At 68.2% G+C, this 19,287-nt stretch carries 20 protein-coding genes and 1 tRNA gene; 12 read left to right on the forward strand and 9 right to left on the reverse strand.

From position 1 onward, the window contains the following. Positions 1 to 5 precede the first annotated feature (5 nt). The 3 genes from rnhB to NO360_RS05520 form a co-directional block, all read right to left on the reverse strand. Entirely contained in the window at positions 6 to 683 is a 678-nt protein-coding gene (rnhB, locus tag NO360_RS05510) for a ribonuclease HII (protein ID WP_256306545.1), read from the reverse strand. After that, positions 680 to 2,041 (reverse strand): tRNA pseudouridine(54/55) synthase Pus10, encoded by a 1,362-nt coding sequence (locus NO360_RS05515; RefSeq protein WP_256306546.1) that lies wholly within the window; start codon positions 2,039 to 2,041, stop codon positions 680 to 682. Before NO360_RS05515 ends, rnhB begins: the two co-directional genes overlap by 4 nt. 130 nt (positions 2,042 to 2,171) lie before the next feature. Then, positions 2,172 to 2,831, reverse strand: coding sequence for a DUF4112 domain-containing protein (locus NO360_RS05520; protein WP_390281961.1), 660 nt, complete (start codon positions 2,829 to 2,831; stop codon positions 2,172 to 2,174). 143 nt (positions 2,832 to 2,974) lie between these two features. Between NO360_RS05520 and NO360_RS05525 the strand changes: the two genes are divergently transcribed. The 7 genes from NO360_RS05525 (at position 2,975) to NO360_RS05555 (ending at position 8,084) form a co-directional block, all read left to right on the forward strand. Continuing rightward, the gene (locus NO360_RS05525) at positions 2,975 to 3,931 is read left to right on the forward strand and encodes an ABC transporter ATP-binding protein (protein WP_256306547.1); all 957 of its coding nucleotides are present in this window, start codon (positions 2,975 to 2,977) and stop codon (positions 3,929 to 3,931) included. Beyond that, positions 3,928 to 4,695, forward strand: coding sequence for an ABC transporter permease (locus NO360_RS05530; RefSeq protein WP_256306548.1), 768 nt, complete (start codon positions 3,928 to 3,930; stop codon positions 4,693 to 4,695). Before NO360_RS05525 ends, NO360_RS05530 begins: the two co-directional genes overlap by 4 nt. A 176-nt stretch (positions 4,696 to 4,871) precedes the next feature. After that, positions 4,872 to 5,777, forward strand: a complete 906-nt coding sequence (locus tag NO360_RS05535; protein WP_256306549.1) for a S49 family peptidase — start codon at positions 4,872 to 4,874, stop codon at positions 5,775 to 5,777. Further along, positions 5,764 to 6,753 (forward strand): GldG family protein, encoded by a 990-nt coding sequence (locus tag NO360_RS05540; protein WP_256306550.1) that lies wholly within the window; start codon positions 5,764 to 5,766, stop codon positions 6,751 to 6,753. The genes NO360_RS05535 and NO360_RS05540 overlap by 14 nt, the downstream gene beginning before the upstream one ends. A 117-nt stretch (positions 6,754 to 6,870) precedes the next feature. Beyond that, entirely contained in the window at positions 6,871 to 7,467 is a 597-nt protein-coding gene (trmY, locus tag NO360_RS05545; RefSeq protein WP_256306551.1) for a tRNA (pseudouridine(54)-N(1))-methyltransferase TrmY, read from the forward strand. A 4-nt stretch (positions 7,468 to 7,471) separates the two neighbouring features. Next, a complete protein-coding gene (locus NO360_RS05550; protein ID WP_256306552.1) occupies positions 7,472 to 7,906 on the forward strand; it encodes a CHY zinc finger protein in 435 nt (144 codons plus the stop codon). A gap of 105 nt (positions 7,907 to 8,011) precedes the next feature. Next, positions 8,012 to 8,084: transfer RNA gene (locus tag NO360_RS05555), tRNA-Pro, on the forward strand. Positions 8,085 to 8,282: 198 nt separating this feature from the next. Here NO360_RS05555 and NO360_RS05560 read toward each other — a convergent pair. After that, complete coding sequence (locus NO360_RS05560) at positions 8,283 to 8,624, reverse strand: DUF5658 family protein (protein WP_256306553.1); 342 nt, start codon at positions 8,622 to 8,624, stop codon at positions 8,283 to 8,285. A gap of 139 nt (positions 8,625 to 8,763) precedes the next feature. Then, positions 8,764 to 9,855, reverse strand: a complete 1,092-nt coding sequence (locus NO360_RS05565; RefSeq protein WP_256306554.1) for a metal-dependent hydrolase — start codon at positions 9,853 to 9,855, stop codon at positions 8,764 to 8,766. A gap of 164 nt (positions 9,856 to 10,019) precedes the next feature. On the opposite strand from NO360_RS05565, the gene NO360_RS05570 reads away from it, so the two are divergent. The 3 genes from NO360_RS05570 (at position 10,020) to NO360_RS05580 (ending at position 12,658) form a co-directional block, all read left to right on the forward strand. Beyond that, positions 10,020 to 10,421, forward strand: a complete 402-nt coding sequence (locus NO360_RS05570; protein ID WP_256306555.1) for a VOC family protein — start codon at positions 10,020 to 10,022, stop codon at positions 10,419 to 10,421. Positions 10,422 to 10,506: 85 nt separating this feature from the next. Then, entirely contained in the window at positions 10,507 to 11,802 is a 1,296-nt protein-coding gene (locus tag NO360_RS05575) for a hypothetical protein (protein WP_256306556.1), read from the forward strand. Between the two features lie 289 nt (positions 11,803 to 12,091). Then, a complete protein-coding gene (locus NO360_RS05580) occupies positions 12,092 to 12,658 on the forward strand; it encodes an NUDIX hydrolase (protein WP_256306557.1) in 567 nt (188 codons plus the stop codon). A 38-nt stretch (positions 12,659 to 12,696) separates the two neighbouring features. On the opposite strand, the gene NO360_RS05585 is transcribed toward NO360_RS05580, so the two are convergent. The 3 genes from NO360_RS05585 to NO360_RS05595 form a co-directional block, all read right to left on the reverse strand. Then, positions 12,697 to 13,509 (reverse strand): CPBP family intramembrane glutamic endopeptidase, encoded by an 813-nt coding sequence (locus NO360_RS05585; protein WP_390281956.1) that lies wholly within the window; start codon positions 13,507 to 13,509, stop codon positions 12,697 to 12,699. Between the two features lie 95 nt (positions 13,510 to 13,604). Beyond that, positions 13,605 to 13,895, reverse strand: a complete 291-nt coding sequence (locus NO360_RS05590) for a hypothetical protein (RefSeq protein ID WP_256306558.1) — start codon at positions 13,893 to 13,895, stop codon at positions 13,605 to 13,607. Next, the gene (locus tag NO360_RS05595; RefSeq protein WP_390281954.1) at positions 13,895 to 14,722 is read right to left on the reverse strand and encodes a M48 family metallopeptidase; all 828 of its coding nucleotides are present in this window, start codon (positions 14,720 to 14,722) and stop codon (positions 13,895 to 13,897) included. The genes NO360_RS05590 and NO360_RS05595 overlap by 1 nt, the downstream gene beginning before the upstream one ends. Positions 14,723 to 15,043: 321 nt before the next feature. Here NO360_RS05595 and tgtA point away from each other — a divergent pair, with 321 nt between their 5' ends. After that, positions 15,044 to 16,531 carry a tRNA guanosine(15) transglycosylase TgtA gene (tgtA, locus tag NO360_RS05600; RefSeq protein ID WP_256306559.1) on the forward strand — a complete coding sequence of 496 codons (1,488 nt, stop codon included), beginning with the start codon at positions 15,044 to 15,046 and terminating at the stop codon, positions 16,529 to 16,531. Between the two features lie 102 nt (positions 16,532 to 16,633). On the opposite strand, the gene NO360_RS05605 is transcribed toward tgtA, so the two are convergent. Then, complete coding sequence (locus tag NO360_RS05605; RefSeq protein WP_256306560.1) at positions 16,634 to 17,179, reverse strand: pyridoxamine 5'-phosphate oxidase family protein; 546 nt, start codon at positions 17,177 to 17,179, stop codon at positions 16,634 to 16,636. A 138-nt stretch (positions 17,180 to 17,317) separates the two neighbouring features. On the opposite strand from NO360_RS05605, the gene arcS reads away from it, so the two are divergent. Continuing rightward, positions 17,318 to 19,144 (forward strand): archaeosine synthase subunit alpha, encoded by a 1,827-nt coding sequence (gene arcS / locus NO360_RS05610; RefSeq protein ID WP_256306561.1) that lies wholly within the window; start codon positions 17,318 to 17,320, stop codon positions 19,142 to 19,144. Positions 19,145 to 19,287: the final 143 nt, after the last annotated feature.

Below are 19,287 nucleotides of genomic sequence, written 5' to 3' on the forward strand. Positions count from 1 at the left end.
CCCGATCAGAACTCCGAGAGCCCGGACTGCTCGGCGGCGGCGAGCACGTCCGCCGACGTCGACCACGACGCCCTGGCGCAGTCGGGGAGTTCGCCCGTCGCGGCGACGTACCGGCGGAGGAAGTCCCGCGTCGTCGGGTCGCTCGGGTATCCGCTCCCGACCGGACCGAACTCGGCGTACTCCTCGTCGAGCGCGTCGATCCGGGCGTCCCGCCGGACCTTCGCGACGACCGACGCGGCGGCGACGAGCGGATACGACTCGTCGGCGCCGTGCTCGGCGTTGACGGTCACAGTGGCCTCCGATCCGGCGTCAGCGAGGCCCTCCCGAACGCGACGCGCGAACCGCGACTCGCTGACGTCGCCGGCGTCGGCGACGACCGCGTCGCCGTCGCGGGCGACCGCGGCGACGGCCTCGGCGTGCGCCGCCACGGTGAGCGTGTTCATATCGGTCTCGGGATCGTCGATGCGATCGGTCGAGACGACCGCGACGCCGATCGCGATGTCGTCGCGGTCGCGAATCGTCTCGGCGATCGACTCCCGTGTGGCGGGCGACAGCCGCTTGGAGTCGTCGACGTCGTCCGGGAGCAGTCCCGGCGGCGCGCGCACCGCCGCGGCGACCATCGGCCCGAGGACGGGACCCTTGCCAGCCTCGTCGCTGCCGATTTTCGCTTCCCCGGCGGTCATTCCTCGGAGGGGGTGCCGTCGTCGGCGGGATCGCGGTCGTCAACCGACGCGGTATCGCTCGCGGAGTCGACCCGCTCGTCGCGGAAGAACGACTCGTCCTCGAACGGTTCGTCCTCGCCGTAGACGCCGACGACGTCGAGGGCGGTCACCTCGGCGTCGACGTCGAGCAGTCCCGCGAGACTCGGGTTCGTCCGTCCCTCGTCGCCGGAGATCAGTTCCTTGATGTAGAGCCCGCCCGCCCCGTGGATCTCGACGGTCGCGTGGGTCTCGTCGTCGAGTTCGCCCGCAGTCTCGTAGACGTCCCGCTCCCGGGTCAGACTCGCTCGGCGGTGATCCACCCGATGGGGCGTGTACTGCTCGATGGTCGCGCCCTCGAGTTCGGCGAGGGCGGCCGCGAGGCCGTCGGCGTCGACCGGACCGCCGAACGCCACCTCGGCGCGGTAGCGCTTGGAGGCGTCGAGGCCCTTGACCCGCTCGACCATCTCGTAGTCCGCGAGGCGGAGCCCCTCGACTTCGACGCGGCCCTCGGCGAAGGCGTTGATGTCGCCCTCCAGGCGCTCGACGTCGACCCGGCGGCGACGCGGCTCCATCACTTCGATGACGAACGGGCGACCCGTGCCGAGCATCCGCGCGTCGACGTCCTCCCTCCCAGCGCCGTGGAACTTCGTGTCGGTGCCGTCCATCACGTCGCGGACGACCGGCGCGGTCAGGCCCTCGACGCTGTCCTGATAGAGATAGCCCGTCCCGTCGCACTTCTCGCAGGGCTGTTTGCCGATGTATCCCGACCCCTCGCAGTCGTTGCACGGCCACTCGGTCTGCGGGATGTCGCGTTCGAGCTTTCGATACCGACCGTAGACGAACGCCGAGTGGACGTCGACCTCGACGAGGTCGGCTTCGAGATCGAGCGTGAACTGCACGTCCGGCCGTCCGAAGTCGACGGTCGTGTCCGTGAGTCGACCGACGCGCTTGCCGACTTCGCGGTTTAACTCCGATTTGAACAGTTCGCCCGCGTCCTCGTCGAGGTCGGCCCCCTCGCGGAGCAGGATCTCGTTCTCCTCGATCAGCGGCGGCGTTCGCGTGCCGACCTGGTACGTCTCGAACTCGACGTCCTCGACTTCGGCCGCGCAGCGTTCCGCCCACTCGTCGAACCGGGCGCAGAGCCCCTCGCACACCCAGCACTCGGTCGTGTCGGCCGGTTCGTACGGTTCGTCGTCGTCCAGCGCGGCGGCGATGCGGAGACTTCGGCCCCGCTCGGCGTTCGTCAGTCCGTGGCTCCGATCCGCGAACGCTCGCCCGAGGCAGGCGTCACAGACGGGGTCCTGCGCGGCGAGCGCGCGGGCGTCGGCGAGAATGCTCATACGGGTACCAGAGACGGCGCTCGCTTCTGTCTTGTCCTTTCGCGCGGGCGGAGCGATCGGGGGCAGAAAAGCAGCGACGCGCAGCGCGGAAGGCGTGGAACGGGAAAGCGGGAAACGGGGAACACGGTGGCTACACAACGCCCGCGACGCCGAACAGCCACCAAAGCGTCGCGACCACGGCCGCGCTGACGGTCAGGACGCCGACGAAGACGGCGATACCGAGGACGATCACGACGCGCCTGTCCCGGCGCTCGGCTGTCGGGTCCGCCAGCCGGGCTTCGAGCAGGCGGACGTTCCGGTCGTTGGCCCGCCAGACGACGTCGAACGCGTCGCCGACGAGCGGGATTGACCCGAGGAGCGCGTCGACGAGGAGGTTCAGGCACATCCGGGCGAGCGTCGCTCGGGGCGCGCCGAGGGCGGCCGCTTCCGCGACGACGTACGCCGACGCGGCCGTGGCGGTCGCGTCGCCGACGCCCGGAAGCAGGCCCAAGAGCGGGTCGAGACCGACCCTGACGTTGACGCCGGGAATCTCGACCGCGCTGTCCAGCAGCCGGCTCACCCGACGGAGTCGGGCCAGTCGTTCCGGGTCCGCGACGTCGACTGTGCGAGGGCGGGCCGTCGGCCCCGCCGCGTCGAGACCGATCGTCGGTTCCGCGGTATCTGGGTGGCCCGCCGATTCGGCGGTATCTGGGTGGCCCGCCGATTCCGCTGTCTCCGGCCGAGCCGCCGATTCCGCTGTCTCGGGCGACTTCGACGGGTCCGCCGCGTCGGAACGGTTCTCCGAGTCCACGGTGGAACGTCACGGTCGACGGGCATCGGTGTTTCGCCGTCCCGGTCGACTTCGGTTGCCGAGACCGGGCGCTCACCGAGCAAAAGGGGAGACAGAATCCGACTTCGTGGTCCTTAGGTCCGCGCGGAACCGACGGAGAGTGAATGGAGTCTGCGATCGAGATCAGCGATCTACGGAAGTCCTACGGCGACGTACAGGCGCTCGACGGGGTCGATCTCACGGTTCCGGCGGGGTCGTTCTTCGGTCTCCTGGGCCCGAACGGCGCGGGCAAGACCACGTTCATCAACGTGCTCGTCGGACTCGTCCGCAAGTCGGGCGGCGACGCGCGGGTGTTCGGCTACGACGTCGAGGACGACTACCGCGAGGTCCGCGACCGGATCGGCCTCGCCCCGCAGGAGTTCAACGTCGACCGCTTCTTTCCGATCCGTGAAGTCCTGGAGCACAAAGCCGGTTACCACGGGATATCGAGGGCGCGCGCCAGCGAACGGACCGAGGAAGTCCTGAAGCGCGTTGGCATCTACGAGAAGCGCGACACGCGGTTCGACTGGCTCTCCGGCGGGATGAAGCGCAGGTTTATGCTCGCGCGGGCGCTCATCACCGAACCCGACCTCCTGATCCTCGACGAACCGACCGCCGGAGTCGACGTCCAACTTCGCCACGAATTGTGGGAAACCATCGTCGACTTGAACCAGCGGGGGACGACGATCCTGCTCACGACCCACTACATCGAGGAGGCCGAGCGGCTCTGCGACGAGGTCGCGATCCTCGACTCGGGCCGCGTCCTCGACGTCGCGAGCCCCGAGGAACTGATGGACCGCGGCACCGACGACGTCGTCGTCCAGTTACGCGAGGAACCGACCGCCGTGCCGGACTTCGCGGCGCTCGACGAGCGCGTGGAGGCGGTCGAACTGGACGGAGCGCGCCTCGTCGTCACCGCGCGGCAGGGGGGACTCGTCGCACCCGAAGTCGTCAGAGACCTCGACGAGGCCGGTCACGAGATCGTCGACCTGGAGATCAAGCGCACCTCCCTGGAGGAAGTGTTCGTCGAGATGACCAGGGCCGGGGAAGGCCGGGCGACCCCGGAGGTGTCCTCGCAGTGAGTTTCGACACCACCGGGTTTCTCGCGCTGTTGCGCCGGGAGGTGCTGCGGTTCCTCCGCCGGCCGCGGAACACCTTCCTCCCGCCCTTCATCACCAACGTCCTGTACTTCTCGGTCTTCGGCGTCATCCTCGGCGAGCGCATCGACCAGATCGCGGGCGTCCCGTACATCCTCTTCATCCTCCCCGGTCTCGTCGTGCTGGGGGCGATCTCCAACGCCTTCGAGAACACCTCGTTCAACATCTTCCACGGCCGCTGGAACCGCTACATCGAGGAGGTGCTCACGTCGCCGCTGTCGTACCGGACGATGGTCGGCGCGTACGTCCTCGCAGCGGCGACTCGCGGAGCGATCGTCGGGATCCTCATCGCGCTCATCGGCGCGTTCTTCACCTCTGTCGGCGTCGTCCGGCCGCTGTATCTCGTCGCGTTCGGCGTCGTCATCACAGTGTTGTTCGCGGGACTCGGGGTCGTCGCCGGGCTGTGGGCCGACGACTTCGACGACCTGACGATGCTGAACCAGTTCATCCTCCGGCCGCTGGTGTTCTTCGGCGGCGTCTTCTACTCGCTGAACGAGCTGCCGGGAACGGTCCAACAGGTGTCGCTGCTGAATCCGATGATCTACATGGTCAACGGCGTTCGATACGGCTTCCTGGGCGTCAGCGAGGTCGATCCCGACGCGTCGCTCGCGGTTCTCTCGGGGCTCGCCCTCGTGGTCGTCGGACTCGACGTGGTTCTCTTCCGCCGGGGATACGGTCTCTCCGAATGACCGGTCAGCGCGGTCGACACGCGTCGATCGACCTCGACGGACCGTCGACCGCCCCCGAAGACACCAGGCGAAGCGTCGACCGCAGCCGACGACACCGAACGGACCGACGTGGGTGAAATCCGCGTTTTCGTCACACGAACGTCTTTAGGAATCGACCGACACCGCCGTAATGCAGTATGAAACGCAAACCATCCGCGGCGTCGGCGAAGACGGTTTTCGTCGTCGCTATCGCCGCGGCCGTCCTGGTGAGTGCGGTACTCGCCCCCATTGCCTACGACTACGGCTCCTCCGCGCAGTCTGACGGGACGGTGTCGGTCATCACGATCTCCGGCACCATCTCCGCGACGACGGTGGACGGGATTTCGGAGGACCTCCGCGACGCCCGGACCAACGAGTCCGTGAAGGCGGTCGTCCTCAAAGTCGACAGCGGTGGCGGCGCCGTCGCTCCCAGCGAGCGATTGTACCTCGAAGTGTTGCGAACGGCAGAACAGATGCCCGTGGTCGCGTCGGTGCAGGGCACCGGCGCGTCCGGCGCGTACTACGGAATGCTCCCGGCGGACGAGATATTCGTCCTCTCCTCGACGCAGATCGGCAGCGTCGGCGTCATCGGGTCCGGCGGCAGCATTCCCTATCCGGATTCGGTGATCCGAACCGGCCCGGATAAGGCACAGCCGACCACGGATCAGCGGGAACGGACGGTCGAGTCTCTCAAGCGACAGTTCGTCGGCCGAGTGATGGAGCACCGCGGCGAGAACATCAGCCTCTCGCGCGAGGAGGTCGCCTACGCGCGGACCTACCTCGGGCCCGAGGCCGTCCAGAACGGCTACGCCGATAGCATCGGCGCGCTCCCGACGGCGATCGATCACGCCGCGGAGCTGGCCGGGATGGAGAACTACGACGTGGTCAGACACGAGCCGCCGGGTTCGCTCGGCCTCATCTTCCTGGCGAGCCAGACCGACAATGGAACAGCGATCTACAAGCGCAGCGATCAGACGAACGGCCTCGTCCCCGTCACGGAACCGCTGATGGTGGACGAAATCGCCCATCACGACCCGGAGGTGGTCGCCAATGCAAGCGCGTGATCTGACCGCCCCCGCCGTGGCGTTCGTCGTGATCGTCGCCGTCGTCGTCGGCGGTGCCGCGGTCATCCCGCTCGTCTCCGGCGGCGACACGCCCGAGGTGACGAACCTCGCCGAACGGCAGACCGACCTCGACGCGGTCCGCGTCGACCCCGCCGAGGAGACCGGCGAGATCACGATGGACAGCGGCGCGTCGGGCAAGACGATCCTCGTCGACCAGGCGCACGGGAACGAACTCTCCGACGAGAAACTCTCGACGCTCACGACCACGCTGGTCGAGAACGGTCACGAGGTTCAGTTCGTGACCCGTGAGCAGGCCCGCGGCCAGGCCTGGAACCAGTCGCTCCGGAGCGCCGACGCCCTCCTCGTCGCGAACCCGGGACAGCCGTACACGCCCGAGCAGATCGCCGGCGTCCGCGCGTTCAACGAGGCCGGCGGCCGCGTCGTGCTGCTCTCGGATCCGGCCTCGGCGTCAGGCGCGGGCGCGCTGACGAGCCTGCTGGGACTGAGCGTCCAGCAGCCCGCAAGCGGCGGCCCCGGGCTGGGTTCGACGCTCGGCGTCGCGGGGCAGTCGGGCTACCTGTTCAACATGCACGAGTACCAGCATAACTTCGAGAGCATCTACGCGACGAGCGGAAGCGGCTCCCTCTCGCAGGGCGTCGACCGCGTCGTCTTCCACGACGCGCGTGCCGTCACGACCGCACGCGGACAGACCGCGCTCTCGGCGGTCGAACAGACGCGGCTGTCGACGACGCGCCGCGCCGACACCTACGCCGTCGCGGCGCAGTCCGGCGACGCCGCGATCGTCGGCGACACCGACTTCCTCGCGCCGACGAACGCGTACACGGCCGACAACGAGGCGTTCGTCGGCAACCTCGCGGACTTCCTCGTGAGCGGGCAGAAGACCGGGAACGCCCCGGCGCCGCCGTCGCCCGAACAGGGCGGTAGCGCGGCACCTCGACCGGCTCCGACCCCGTAACCGGTTCGAGACCGGCTTGGTAACCGATTCCGAACCACCCCGCGCACTCGCTTCTTTCGACGTGACCTGTCGGGCCGCGAACGGTCGACTCATAGTGATCGAGCGGCGAGCAACGCTATGCGACAGTTCCTGATCGTCGGCCACGACGCGCCGACGACGCCCGAGTTCTCCCTCGACGACCTCGCCGGCGGCGCGGGACGGCTCGACGTCCTTTGCCGCTGCGTCAACAGCGCCTTCTTCCTCTCGCACTCGATCCGAGAGGACGTGCGAGTCCATCTCGTGCTCGGCGACGAGTTCACCGTCCGCTTCGAGGGAGCCGACCTCCGTCGACTCAATCCCGACGAGCGGAGCACCGCCGCGCTCGTCCGGCAGGCCTTGGAGCACCGCGAGGACGCGATCGGACACGTCCCGGCCGAGAGCACGCCCGGCGTCTCGATCCGACGAATGGGGTTCGAGGAGACGCTCGATCACGTCGCCGACGGAACCACTGTCTTCGAACTGCACGAGGACGGCGACCCGATCGCCGACGTCGAGCCACCCGCCGACCCCCTGTTCGTGCTGTCGGACCACAACGAGTTCGCCGACCGTGAGCGCTCGCTGCTCGACGCGGAAGCGGACCGGCGAGTCCGAGTCGGGCCGAAAGTGCTCCACGCAGACCACACGATCACCGTCGCCCACAACTACCTCGATACCGAAGGCTACACCACGTATTGAGAGGATGGACGACGATCCTGCTCGTAGACGGCGAGACGTGGACGATCCCCCGTCGACAGGCGACGACGAGAGTCGAGGCCGTCGGACGACACACGCCCCCGCCGTCGACGACCGATTTGCGGTTCCGCTCCGCGGCGTCGCTGTCGACGCCGAGACGCGGTGTGCACACTGGGACGACGACGTCGACATCGTGGCGCTCAGATTCGGGTGCTGCGAAAAGTTCTCGCCGTGTCACGCCTGCCACGTCGAAACAGCCGATCACGACCCCGAACCGTGGGCCCGAGAGCGCTTCGACGAACCCGCGGTGCTGTGTGGCGTCTGCGGGACGACGCTGTCGGCGCGGACGTACCTGAACGGCGAGGACGCGTGTCCGAGCTGCGGCGCAGCGTTCAATCCGGGGTGTCGTCGCCACCGGGACCGGTACTTCGAAAGGTGGTGAGACGGGCCGCAGGAGCGCTGCGAGGTCGTTGTGGGGGACATCGGCGCCGGCCGTTCGAATCCGGTTCGGAAGCGTTAAAAGAACGAGCGGCGACTGTTGAGATGCGGGCCGGTGGGGTAGCTTGGTATCCTTCGGCCTTCGGGTGGCCGTAACCGCAGTTCGAATCTGCGCCGGCCCATTTCTGCCCGCGTTTCACACTACTGCGAGCGAAGCGAGCAGTCTGAAACGCGGACGGAAGTCGTCAAGCGGATTCGAGCCAGTCAGTCGCGCGCAGCGAAGCGAGCACGTCTGACGCGGTTCGACATCTGCGCCGGCCCACTTCTCCCGCATTCCGCACGACTACGAGCGAAGCGACCGTACGTGAACCGTCCGGAGATCACAACACTGCAGCGACGATCACGGCCCCGTTCCACACCGTGATGAGGAAGCCGAGTGCACACAATCCGAGCGGGACGCCGAGGTTGTGTGGTTCGGGAACGAGTCGATAGAGCCCGTAGAACCCACAGATGACGGCCAGTTTGAGCGGGACGATCAGCACCAGACCGTGAGCGTTGATGAGCCAGGCGGCGACCGGACTGGCCTCTACGATCGTCTGCAGTTGGAGACCGACGAGCGTGGTGACGGTATCACCGACGAGAAAGAACGCGATGGCACCGTACCACCACAGCCGCGTGTGTGCTTCGAGAATCTCGACGGACGAATCGAAATCCGAGAGCATAGTCTTGGAAGGCCGTCTTTCGGGGCTGTCGGTCTGAAGGCGAACGAAGATGGTCGCCAATTTCCGACCGTGAAAGTGTATTCTCAGCGACGAGTACTAAGCATTGGGATCGGGTACCGAAACTGCGGACCGAGTGCGGCTACGACGAGAGGAGATACACCACGAGGTACGCGACGGCGGAAAGGGTGAGTGTCGTCAGGCCGGTTAGCGTCCCGATGGTGGCTCCGAAACGGTGTCGGCCCCAACCCAGCGACCCCGAGGATCCAGACGTGGGGGGAGATCGGCCGTTCGCACGTCCGGCCCAGAGACCGACAGCGACCGCCAACGGCACGATAGTGAATCCGAGCCAGTGGGCGTCGGTGATCGTCGGTCTCGGGAGGACGAAGACCGCGACCCCATAGGAGAGACCCGCCGCTGATCGGACGCCGATCACGTCCCGAAGGCCACTTAGTCCGCCATCGATGCCGACGAACTCGCCCGCACCGAGTCGTGACGCGACGGCGATCCCGAACCACACAACCGCGAGTTCGACGAACAGGACCGCGAGGATCTCGACCGTCGGATCAGTCGCGAGGCTGACTCGCTCGGTGAACAACGGCGGACCGACCGGTGAGAGCATCGGCGGTGGAACGGCCAGGAAGACGTCGCCGAACGGATGCGTGAGAAATCCGGCACCTGCCGCTACGGCCAGTGACGCGGTCGAAGCGCTCGTCCAGCGACCGACCAGAGCGCCGGCGACACCGACGGCCGAGAGGTAGGCGGCGGCCACGGTCGCGGCAGTCCTGTCGAGACTCTGCCAGAATGCCGGGAGTAGAACCGCAATGCCGACCGCAGCGGCGAGCGCGGCGACCACCGTTCCGAGAGCGTTTCGCGCGTGGACCGAGAGAACGGGCGAGGACGCCGAACTTCGGAGAACGGACCGTGAGTCCGCCCTGACGAGCGCAGCGGCTGCGGCGAAGACGAGCGTCGCGACGACACCGACGGGAAGTGGGTGCGTGACCACCCGGTGGACGCCGTTGGCGACCCCCCAGAACGGTTCCCACCCGAACGGGGTCCCGGTACCGACGGCGACCGCGTAGGTCGCCGCCGCGTAGACGACGTCGAGGTCGGGGAGCAGGCTTGCGAGCGCTGCGACCCCGCCGAGGATCAGTGCGGTACGGTCGTCGGTACCGACCCGCCGAGCCCCCCAGCCGACGAGAGCGAACGCGAGGAACTCGTGGCCGACGAACATCGATCACGTCGGACCTCCCCGTCGGGGAGAATAGGTCTTCGGGTGTGAGTCCGTCGACGGTCCAACGCGAAGGCAGTCGGGGTCCTGCGAAGAGCAGTCGGGCGCGGTGCGGGTAGGTTACCCTCGCCACGCGGACTTTTGTCGTCCCGGTCCGTACCCCGAGTATGAACGGAACGGCGATCGATCACGTCAAACTTCGAATCCCCGAGGACGGGATCGAGACCGCGCGATCGTTTTACCGCGATGCCCTCGGTTTCGGTATCGACGGGATGGACTTGTACGAGGCCGGCGAGAAACCGTTCTTCTCGGTTCGGATCGCTCCCGGAGCCGTCATCCATCTACAGCCGGACGCCACCGGCGAACGACCCGGAACCGACCGGTCCGGTTACGATCACGTCGCCATCCGCGTCGACGACACCATCGAGGGAATCGAGTCGGAACTGGACGACGCCGGCGTCGCGATCGACCGACGACTCGATCCGCTGGGAGCCACCGGAGTCGCCCCGGCGGTGTACGTCACCGACCCGTTCGGCTACCGGCTCGAACTGAAGGCCGAACGGGAGTGACCCCGGCCGATTCGACGGCGACCCGTCTCCCCAACCCCGATATCGAACCGCTTTTCTCGTCGGTGGTGTTTGACCTATCCAATCGATGCGTGCCCTGATTACCCGGGGTAGTGGCTCCCGATCCGGACGGCGAGCGGGCGCTGCACTCGTCGCGTTCGGCGTCCTCCTCCTCGTCACCTCGCTCGTCCTCGGCGCTGCGCTCGCGCCGGACGTCGGGTCCGCGGAAGACGGCGGAGCCCGCCAGACCCTCGTCGGATCGCAGGGCGGCGGCCCCGGGCTCCACGACCACGGCTCGGTCTACCTGCTCGACGGTCGCGAGACGGCGTGGCGAACGGGCGACACGGACAGCTACTTCGACGTGACGATGCTGGACAACGGCAGCGTAATGGCCGGCTTCATGGACGACGGCTACGAGGACTGCGGCCCCTACGAGTCGCCGTGTACCCACACCGGGTTCCGGCTCATCGATCCGAACGCCGACAGCGCCGCCGCTCCCGAGATCGAACACGAGTACTCCTTCCCGGTTCGAACTCGCGCCAACAGCGAAGTTCACGACGTGGAACGGCTCGACTCCGGCGAGTTCCTCGTGAGCGATATGGAGCACGAACGGATCTTCACGGTGAAAGACGGCGCGATTACCTGGCAGTGGAACGCCAGCTCGCGCTACGAGGCGCCCGACGACCCCACGCGGACCGACTGGCTCCACATCAACGACGTCGACGTCATCGGCGAGGACCGCTACCTCGTCTCCGTCCGCAACGCCCACCAGCTGGTGATCGTCGAGCGCGGCGAGGGCGTGGTCGAAGTCATCAACGGCGACGAGGCGACCACCGAGGGCGACCCGACGCTGCTCCGCCAGCAGCACAACCCGCAGTGGCTCGGCGAGGGCAGCGTCCTCGTCGCCGACAGCCACAACGACCGGATCGTCGAACTCGAACGGACCGACGGCGGCGACTGGGAGGTCGCCTGGGAGATTTACGCGGCCGAGGGCGTCAACTTCAATTGGCCGCGCGACGCGGACCGGCTCCCCAACGGCAACACGCTGATCACCGACTCGCTGAACCAGCGGCTCGTCGAGGTCGATCGAAACGGCACGACGGTCTGGAGTTACGGGACGCCGCAGGTCCCCTACGAGGCCGAGCGACTGCCGGCGGGCGAGACCGTCGGCGGCGTCTCTTACGCCGACGGCGGCGACGAACCGACGACGATCGGAACCGGCTCCGACGTCCCGGTCCTGTCGTTCCTCCTCGTGATCTTCCAGACCGGGTTGCAGACGCCCTTCTGGTTCACCGAAGTGCACGTCGCTGTGACGATCGTCTCCCTCCTGTCCGTCCTCGCCGGCGTCGGACTCGTCGTCCGCGATCGGCGTCGGCGACGGTAGCCGGGCCTCGGGCGGCGGGGCAGCGTCGCTGCCGCGGCCGTCCGACAGCGTCGCTGCCGGGTCCTCTGTCGACACCCCTCGGCCGAGTGTGATAGCGAACAGTCGGCACCTGCGTCGACGACACCGCTCCGCAGTGCCGTCGCTCTCGCTCCCGCGTCGACGTGCCGAACACCCGCTGCCCGACGCGAGACGGCTCTCAGATCACGGGGGTGCTGGTCGCCCGGTAGGATATAAATCTCCGCGACTGCGACACCCTCGATTTCTTGCCGATCCGGCGAGATGGTCCGATATGACCGACGACACGCGCGAAGACGAGTTGCGGTGGCGGACGGCGGACAGCGAGATCGACTACGCCTGCCCCGGCTTCGACGTCCGCCGCGACGACGTGGTCCTCCCGGACGGCACCGAGACCGATTTTCACTACGTCGACGAACCGCCGGCGGTCGTCGTCCTCCCGTTCACGCCCGACGGCGACGTCGTGGTGATCGAGGAGTGGCGACAGGCCGTCGGGCGTGTCAACCGCGGACTGCCGGCCGGGAGCGCCGAGCGGGCGGACGACGGTCTCGCCGCGGTCGCCCGTCGGGAGCTGACCGAAGAGACGGGGTACGAGGCGGAGACTGTCGAGCGCCTGTTCGCCACCGAGCCCGCGAACGGACTGTTGAACAGCGTCCACCACTACTTCGTCGCGCGAGGGTGTGAGCCGACCGGAGCGCAGAACCTCGACTTCAACGAGAGCATCCGGGCGGAAACCGTCGACTACGACGACTTGCTCGAAGCCGTCCTCGACGGCGACGTCCGCGACGGTCGGACGGTCGCCGGCGTCACCCGGTACGAACTCGCCGAGCGGTGGCGTTGACGGGTGAACTCAGACCCTCGGGGTGAGTCGAGCCCGATTCAAAACGCGAGAACGGCCTGCTGGAGCTGTTCGGCGTCCATAAACTGAAGCGTGACGTACAGCAGCGAGAACAGCGTCGCGTTGTACGCCCCGTGGATCAGCGCCGGCACGACGATGTTGTCGGTGAGTTCGTACATCGTCCCGAACACGAGCGTCGGTAGGACGAGCACCGAGATGCTAACCAGTCGCGCCTGCGGCGCGCCCGACAGCGAGAAGAAGTGGATCGACGCGAAGATGAGGCTGGCGAGGAAGATGGCCACGGGCGCGGGGAGTGCCTCGCTCAGGCGGTTCTGGACCACGCCGCGGTACAGCAGTTCCTCGCCCGGTCCGATCAGGAGCAGCGACGCCGGGATCAGGAGGAGCAGGATCTCGGGGTTCTCCATCCCCATCTCGGCGGTGGTGTTGGGGGCGGGCTCGGCCCCGACCGTCGAGATGACGACCGACGCGAGCACGAGCAGCGCGAACGACGCGACGTAGCCCGCGACGACGAAGGCGACGTCGCGCAGCGACGGGACGTCGATGCCGACGTAATCGAGTCCGAGACCGCGGTAGCGGAGATAGCCCAGCGCGACGCCGCCGAACCCGACCCCGGTTGCGAGCGCCAGCGAGATGACGATGCTCAAGAGCGGAGTCACGGAGACGCCGGCGAGGAACAGTACGAGGACGGCCGCGCCGACGAGGAGCCCGCCGACGCCGATACCGACGACGGCGAGGAGGAGCGCCACGACGAGTGCGCGGAGGACGTCGACGAGCGGATCCGACGACGGTACTGAATCGCCCGCCCCGTCGACGACATCTGATTCGGAGGACACAGCCTACGTACGTGCTGGGGAGTCAAAATCCTTCGTCTCCCCCGACTCGTCTCGATCGCCGTGCTTCGTCTGATTTTCCTCCGGGCTCGGGTCGCTCAGATCAGCGTCCACGCGAAGTACAGGCCGCCGAGGGCCAGCGCGACGCCGACGACCTGCACGAGTCGTCGCCACCGCGTGGGAACGGCCGAGCCAGCGCCCGAGCCGTCGGAGTCGGATCGGCCGTCACCACCCGCCTCTGAGACGCCGTCCTCGCCGTATCGGCCGCGGCGGTCCTGCGGGAGTCGACCGGCGCTCTGCACCTGAACGATCGTCTCTGGAGCGGCCAGGAACAGGAGCCCCAGCGCGACCCCGAGGACGGCGGCCGCGAGCGTCCGAACGTCGACCATCAGCCCCGGAGCCGCTCGATGCGCTTCTCCATCGGCGGGTGGGTCGCGAAGAGCCGCGCGAGGCCGCGCTCCTCGCCGAAGATGCAGAGCGCGTTCACCTGGGAGTCGACCGCGGAGTCCTGACTCCGCTCGTTGCCGCGGCTGATCTTCTCCAGGGCGCGGGCCAGGGGTTCACCGCCGCCGATGGCGTCGGCGGCGTCGCCGTCGGCCACGTACTCTCGGTAGCGGGAGATGGCGAAGACGAAGAGCATCACGAGCATCTGGGTGATCTGGCCGACGACGATCGCGAGGAAGAAATCGGCGATGTCGTTGTCGCCGGTCAGGAGCACGGCCCACTGGGCGACGATGGCGACGATGGAGGCGACGCCCTGCCCGAGGACCATCATCACCACGTCGCGGTTGCGGATGTGCGCGAGTTCGTGAGCGAGCACGCCCTCGACCTCCTCGGGGTCCAGGCGTCTGAGCAGCTCCTCGCTCACCACGACCGTCCCCGCGCCTTTCCGCCCGACGGCGAAGGCGTTGGGGACACCCATCCGCGCGATCATCAGCCGGGGCTTGTCGATCCCCATCGACTCCGAGAGCGACTCGACGCGCCGGTGGAGGTCGGCGTAGCGGTCCTCCGGCAGGTCCTCGGCACCGACGCTCCGCAGCGCCATCCACTTGCCGACCTTGTACTGGACGCCGACGAAGGCGACGCTTCCGACGAGGATGAGCGGCAGCAGTCCCTCGCCGAACATCGCCATCAGCACCACGGCCGCGACGGCGTAGAAGGCGAACAGGATCGATCCGACGATCGCCATCCGCGCTTTCAGTCCGAGGTGTCGCATACTGCGATTTCGTTGTCCGTCCGGACACAAATGCTCGGTGGTTCCAGCACGGCGATTGTTTATATACCAGTGCGCGGCCATCACCGCCGTGACCTGAGAACGGCACCGCGTCGTGCAGCGATTGTTCGGCACAACGACGCGGGAGACGGGCGACAACGACGGTGCTGTGGCGGCCGCCGTCGCGCGTCGCGAGCGGGTGTCGACTGTTCGCCAAACCGATCAGCGACCGGTCCGACGAGACGGTCGATGTCGTGAGACGGCTCGACCGTCCCCTCGCCACGAAAGCGACGGTACTTACGGGGTCGCCGCCGACACCCGAGTATGCGCGATCACTTCGAGCTCCGCGACGGGGACGCCGCCGGCCGCATCGGCGAACTCTCGGTCCCCAGAGCGGGGGTCACGGTCGAAACGCCGGCCCTGATGCCGGTCATCAACCCGAACATCCGCACGGTCGCCCCCGCCCGTCTCGAATCGGAGTTCGGCGCGGAGATCCTGATCACGAACTCCTACATCATCCACACGAACGAGGACCTCCGCGAGGCGGCACTCGAAGTCGGCCTCCACGAACTGCTCGATTTCGACGGGGCGATCGTCACCGACTCGGGGTCGTTTCAGCTCGCCGAATACGGCGACATCGAGGTGACCACCCGCGAGATCCTCAGATTCCAGCGGGACATCGGCTCGGACGTCGGCACGCCGGTCGACATCCCGACGCCGCCGGACGTCTCCCGAGAGCGGGCCGAGGAGGACCTCGCGACGACCGAGAGAGCGCTCGCGGACGCCGAAGCCGTCGACGCCGGCGAGATGCTCGTGAACGCACCGGTCCAGGGATCGACGTATCCGGATCTCCGCGAGACCGCCGGCCGACGCGCCTACGAGACCGACCTTGACGTCTTCCCCGTCGGCGCGGTCGTCCCCCTAATGAACAGCTACCGCTACGCGGAGATGATCGACGTCGTCGCCGGCGCGAAGCGCGGGCTCGGCCGCGACGCTCCCGTCCACCTCTTCGGCGCGGGCCACCCGATGATGTTCGCGCTGGCGGTCGCCGCCGGCTGCGACCTCTTCGACTCGGCGGCGTACGCCATCTACGCCCGCGACGACCGCTACCTGACGGTCCGTGGCACGGAACACCTCGAAGACCTGGCGTACTTCCCCTGCTCGTGCGCGGTCTGCTCGGAGCACGACCCCGACGACCTCCGCGCGCTGGACGACGCCGAGCGCGAGCGGCTGCTCGCCGAGCACAACCTCCACGTCTCCTTCGCGGAGATCCGCCGGATCAAGCAGGCGATCCGCTCGGGGAACCTTCTCGAACTGGTGGAGTCGCGGGCGCGCTCGCACCCGGCGATGCTCGACGGGTACCGCGCGCTGTTGGATCACGCCGACCAGCTCGAACGCGAGGACCCCGTCTCGAAGGGGTCCTTTTTCTACCTCTCCGAGGACTCCGCGCGGCGTCCGGAGGTCGCGCGACACCACGAGCGGATCGGCCGCCTCGACGCCGGCGGGCGAGTTCTGCTCACGGAGGGCGGCAAACCCTCCGGCGACGCCTACGACGCCGCCTGGCGCGTGGTCCCGCCCTTCGGGCCGTTCCCGCGGGCGCTCTCGGAGACGTACCCCCTCACGGCCGAGGTGCCGGAGCGGCTCGACCGCGCGGCCTACGAGGCGGCCGCCGACGGCGTCGCCCGGGTTGTCGACGCCAACCCCGACTCGTCGTTCACACTCGCGCACGACGACTGGCCGAACTCGGCGCTGGCGCGACTCCCCGACGGCGTCGACCTGGAGAACCTCCGGCGCGACGAGCAGTTCGAGTGACGTGTCGAGGCACATCCCGACGCTCCCCTCGGAGGCCACCGCCGGCGTCGGTCTCCTGCCGGAGCCATTGCCGGCGTCGGTCCCCTGACGTCGCCAGCGAGGTCACTGCTCGGAATCGACTATCGACACGTCCGCCATTCGCTCGGTGAAGTCCCAAGAGTGCAGTCGCTCCGGCCTGATTCGGATTCGGACTTCCTCGCGGTCGGGGTCGAGGAGGAACGCCCCGAGGTCGTTGTCGGTCCCGCCGAGGTAGCGCTCGAAGAGCGAGCGCAAGAGCCGCTTGTCGGTGTCGGGTTCGATCGATGCGGTTCCCCGGCCGCGGACGCCCTTGTAGGGCGCGTCGTTGGTCGACACCTCGAACGCGACTTCGGGGTCGTTGCGGAGGTACTCGACGACGGCCGCGTCGGCACTCGTCGCACAGCGGAGTTCGGGCGTCGCCGCGGCGTCTTCGCCGGCAGTTGCCGCCTCGTCGACCGGCGCTGCGACGCCGACAGCACCGTCTCTCTCGTCGGCGTCGACCCACGCGAACCACAGCGAGAGCATCCAGAGGTGCCCACTGGGCGTGTGGCACCCGAGGCGGACGGGAACGCGCGCCGCGTCGAGGAACGCTCCCACCTCTTCCACGGACCAGGGACCGGTGACGTGCATACCCGGGTTTGGGAGTCCCCCCGCAAAAGCGCGCGGGCCGACTCCGTCGGATCAGACGGCCGGCAGCGCCGACCGGGAGGAGCGCCGTCGGGCGCGCGAACAGACAGATAATTCACGCTCGACGGCACATACGGGAGTATGACCGACTACTTCGAGATCCACGGGCGCGACGGGGCCGCCCGGCTCGGGGAACTCCGGCTCTCGGATCCGCTGACGACGCCCGCGCTCGTCGACGACAGCATCGACGACGGCGGCAGCCTCTGGACGGGGGAGCGGGACGTCCCCAAGGGGTATCGAGAGATCCTGACGGTGCTTCCCCACCGTGCGTTCCCGGCCGGGACCGACGAGCGCGTGCAGGAGACGTTCGCCGTCGACTACCCCGACGTGGACTACCCGAGCGCGGCGGTCGTGACCGCCGAAACCGCCGCAGACTACGGCTCCGACGCCTACGTGCTCTCGGACGCACAGGGGTTCGTCGGCCACGCCGCTGCGTTCCGCGAGGAGATCATCGCCGCGCGGGAGGCGCTCCCCGCCGACACGGCGCTGTATCTCTCCGGCGTCGCGACGCCGCGAAACGCCGCGACGCTGGTGTACGCCGGCGTCGACCTCCTCGACGCGAAGCGGGCGCGCGTCCGCGGTCTGGAGGGCTTCTATCTCACCTCGGAGGGCGAGTACTTCCTCGAGGATCTGGAGGAACTGCCGTGCACCTGTCCGGCGTGCCAGGGCAAGCGTCTCGATATCGATCCCGACGCGGCCGACACCAACGCCGCGCGCGCCGCCGCGTTCGACCGCGAGGACTGCGCCGACCACAACGAGTACGCGCTGGAGTCAGAACTGGCGACGATTCGCCGACGGATCCGCGACGGCCGCCTCCGCGACTACGTCGAGGGACAGGCGCGGCACGACCAGTGGCTCACGGCGGCGTTCCGCGAGTTCGATCAGCAGTACGAGTACCTCGAGGAGCGCACGCCGGTCATCCGCGACACCGAACTCACGGCGGCGACCGAAGACACGCTCCGACGCGTGGAGATCCAGCGCTTCGCGGAACGGGTGACCGAGCGATACCGGAACCGGTTCGACAATCCGCTCGTGCTCGTGCCGTGCTCGGCGACGAAGCCGTACAGCGAATCGCAGAGCCACGCGCAGTTCCACGACGCGATTCAGTACCGCGGCCATCAGGTCTCGATGACCTCGCCCATCGGCGTCGTCCCGATGGAACTGGAACTCACTTACCCCGCCCAGCACTACGACGCCGTCGTGACGGGCCGGTGGTCCGAAGACGAGAAATCCTTCGTCGCCCGCGTGCTCCGGCGGTACCTCGAACGCAACGAGTACCCGCGCGTGATCGCACACGTCCCCGACGAGGGATACCGCGACATCGTCGAGCGCGTCGAGGCCGACGTCGACCTCGACTTCGAGTACACCGTCGAAGAGCACCCGACGGCGACGGAGTCGATCGCGAACCTGATGTCGGCGCTCGACGGCGATCTGAAGTACGGGAAACGGAAGCGTCAGCACAACACGATACGAGCGCTCGCGGACTATCAGTTCGGCCCCGACGCCGGCGACGACCTGTTCGCGGACGTGGAGCTGCGAACCACGAGCCGCTACCCCAAACTCCAGGTCCGAGACGGGGGCAGCGAGGGCGACGACGGCGGTCCTGGCGAGCAACTCGCGACGATGGTCCCCCAGTACGGCGTGCTCTCGTTCACGCTCGCCGGCGCGCGCGTCTGGGCCGAGTCGGACGCGCCGACGAAGCGCGTCGAAATCGACGAGTTCGTCCCGCACGGCAGCGTCCTCGCGCCGGGCGTCGTCGACGCCGACGCTGACATCCGGGTCGGCGACGAGGTCGTCGTCGAGGGGCCGAAGGCCTTCGCGGTCGGCCGCGCGCAGATGTTCGGCTCGGAGATGGTCGAGTCGACGCGCGGCGAAGCGGTGCAGGTCCGACACGTCGAGGAACTGTAGTCGTCCCGGATCCGGCGGGGGTTTCCCGAGGGAACCTCCGATCCTCGACCGCGCCGATCACCCTCACGTCGGCGTCGATAGCCAGTCCCGCCGGAGAGGGCCGTATCGCCCCCGAGAACGGTACCGCTCGACAAGACGAGAGT

It is taken from the genome of Halobellus litoreus, from assembly GCF_024464595.1.
GTDB classification, from domain to species: Archaea; Halobacteriota; Halobacteria; order Halobacteriales; family Haloferacaceae; genus Haloquadratum; species Haloquadratum litoreum.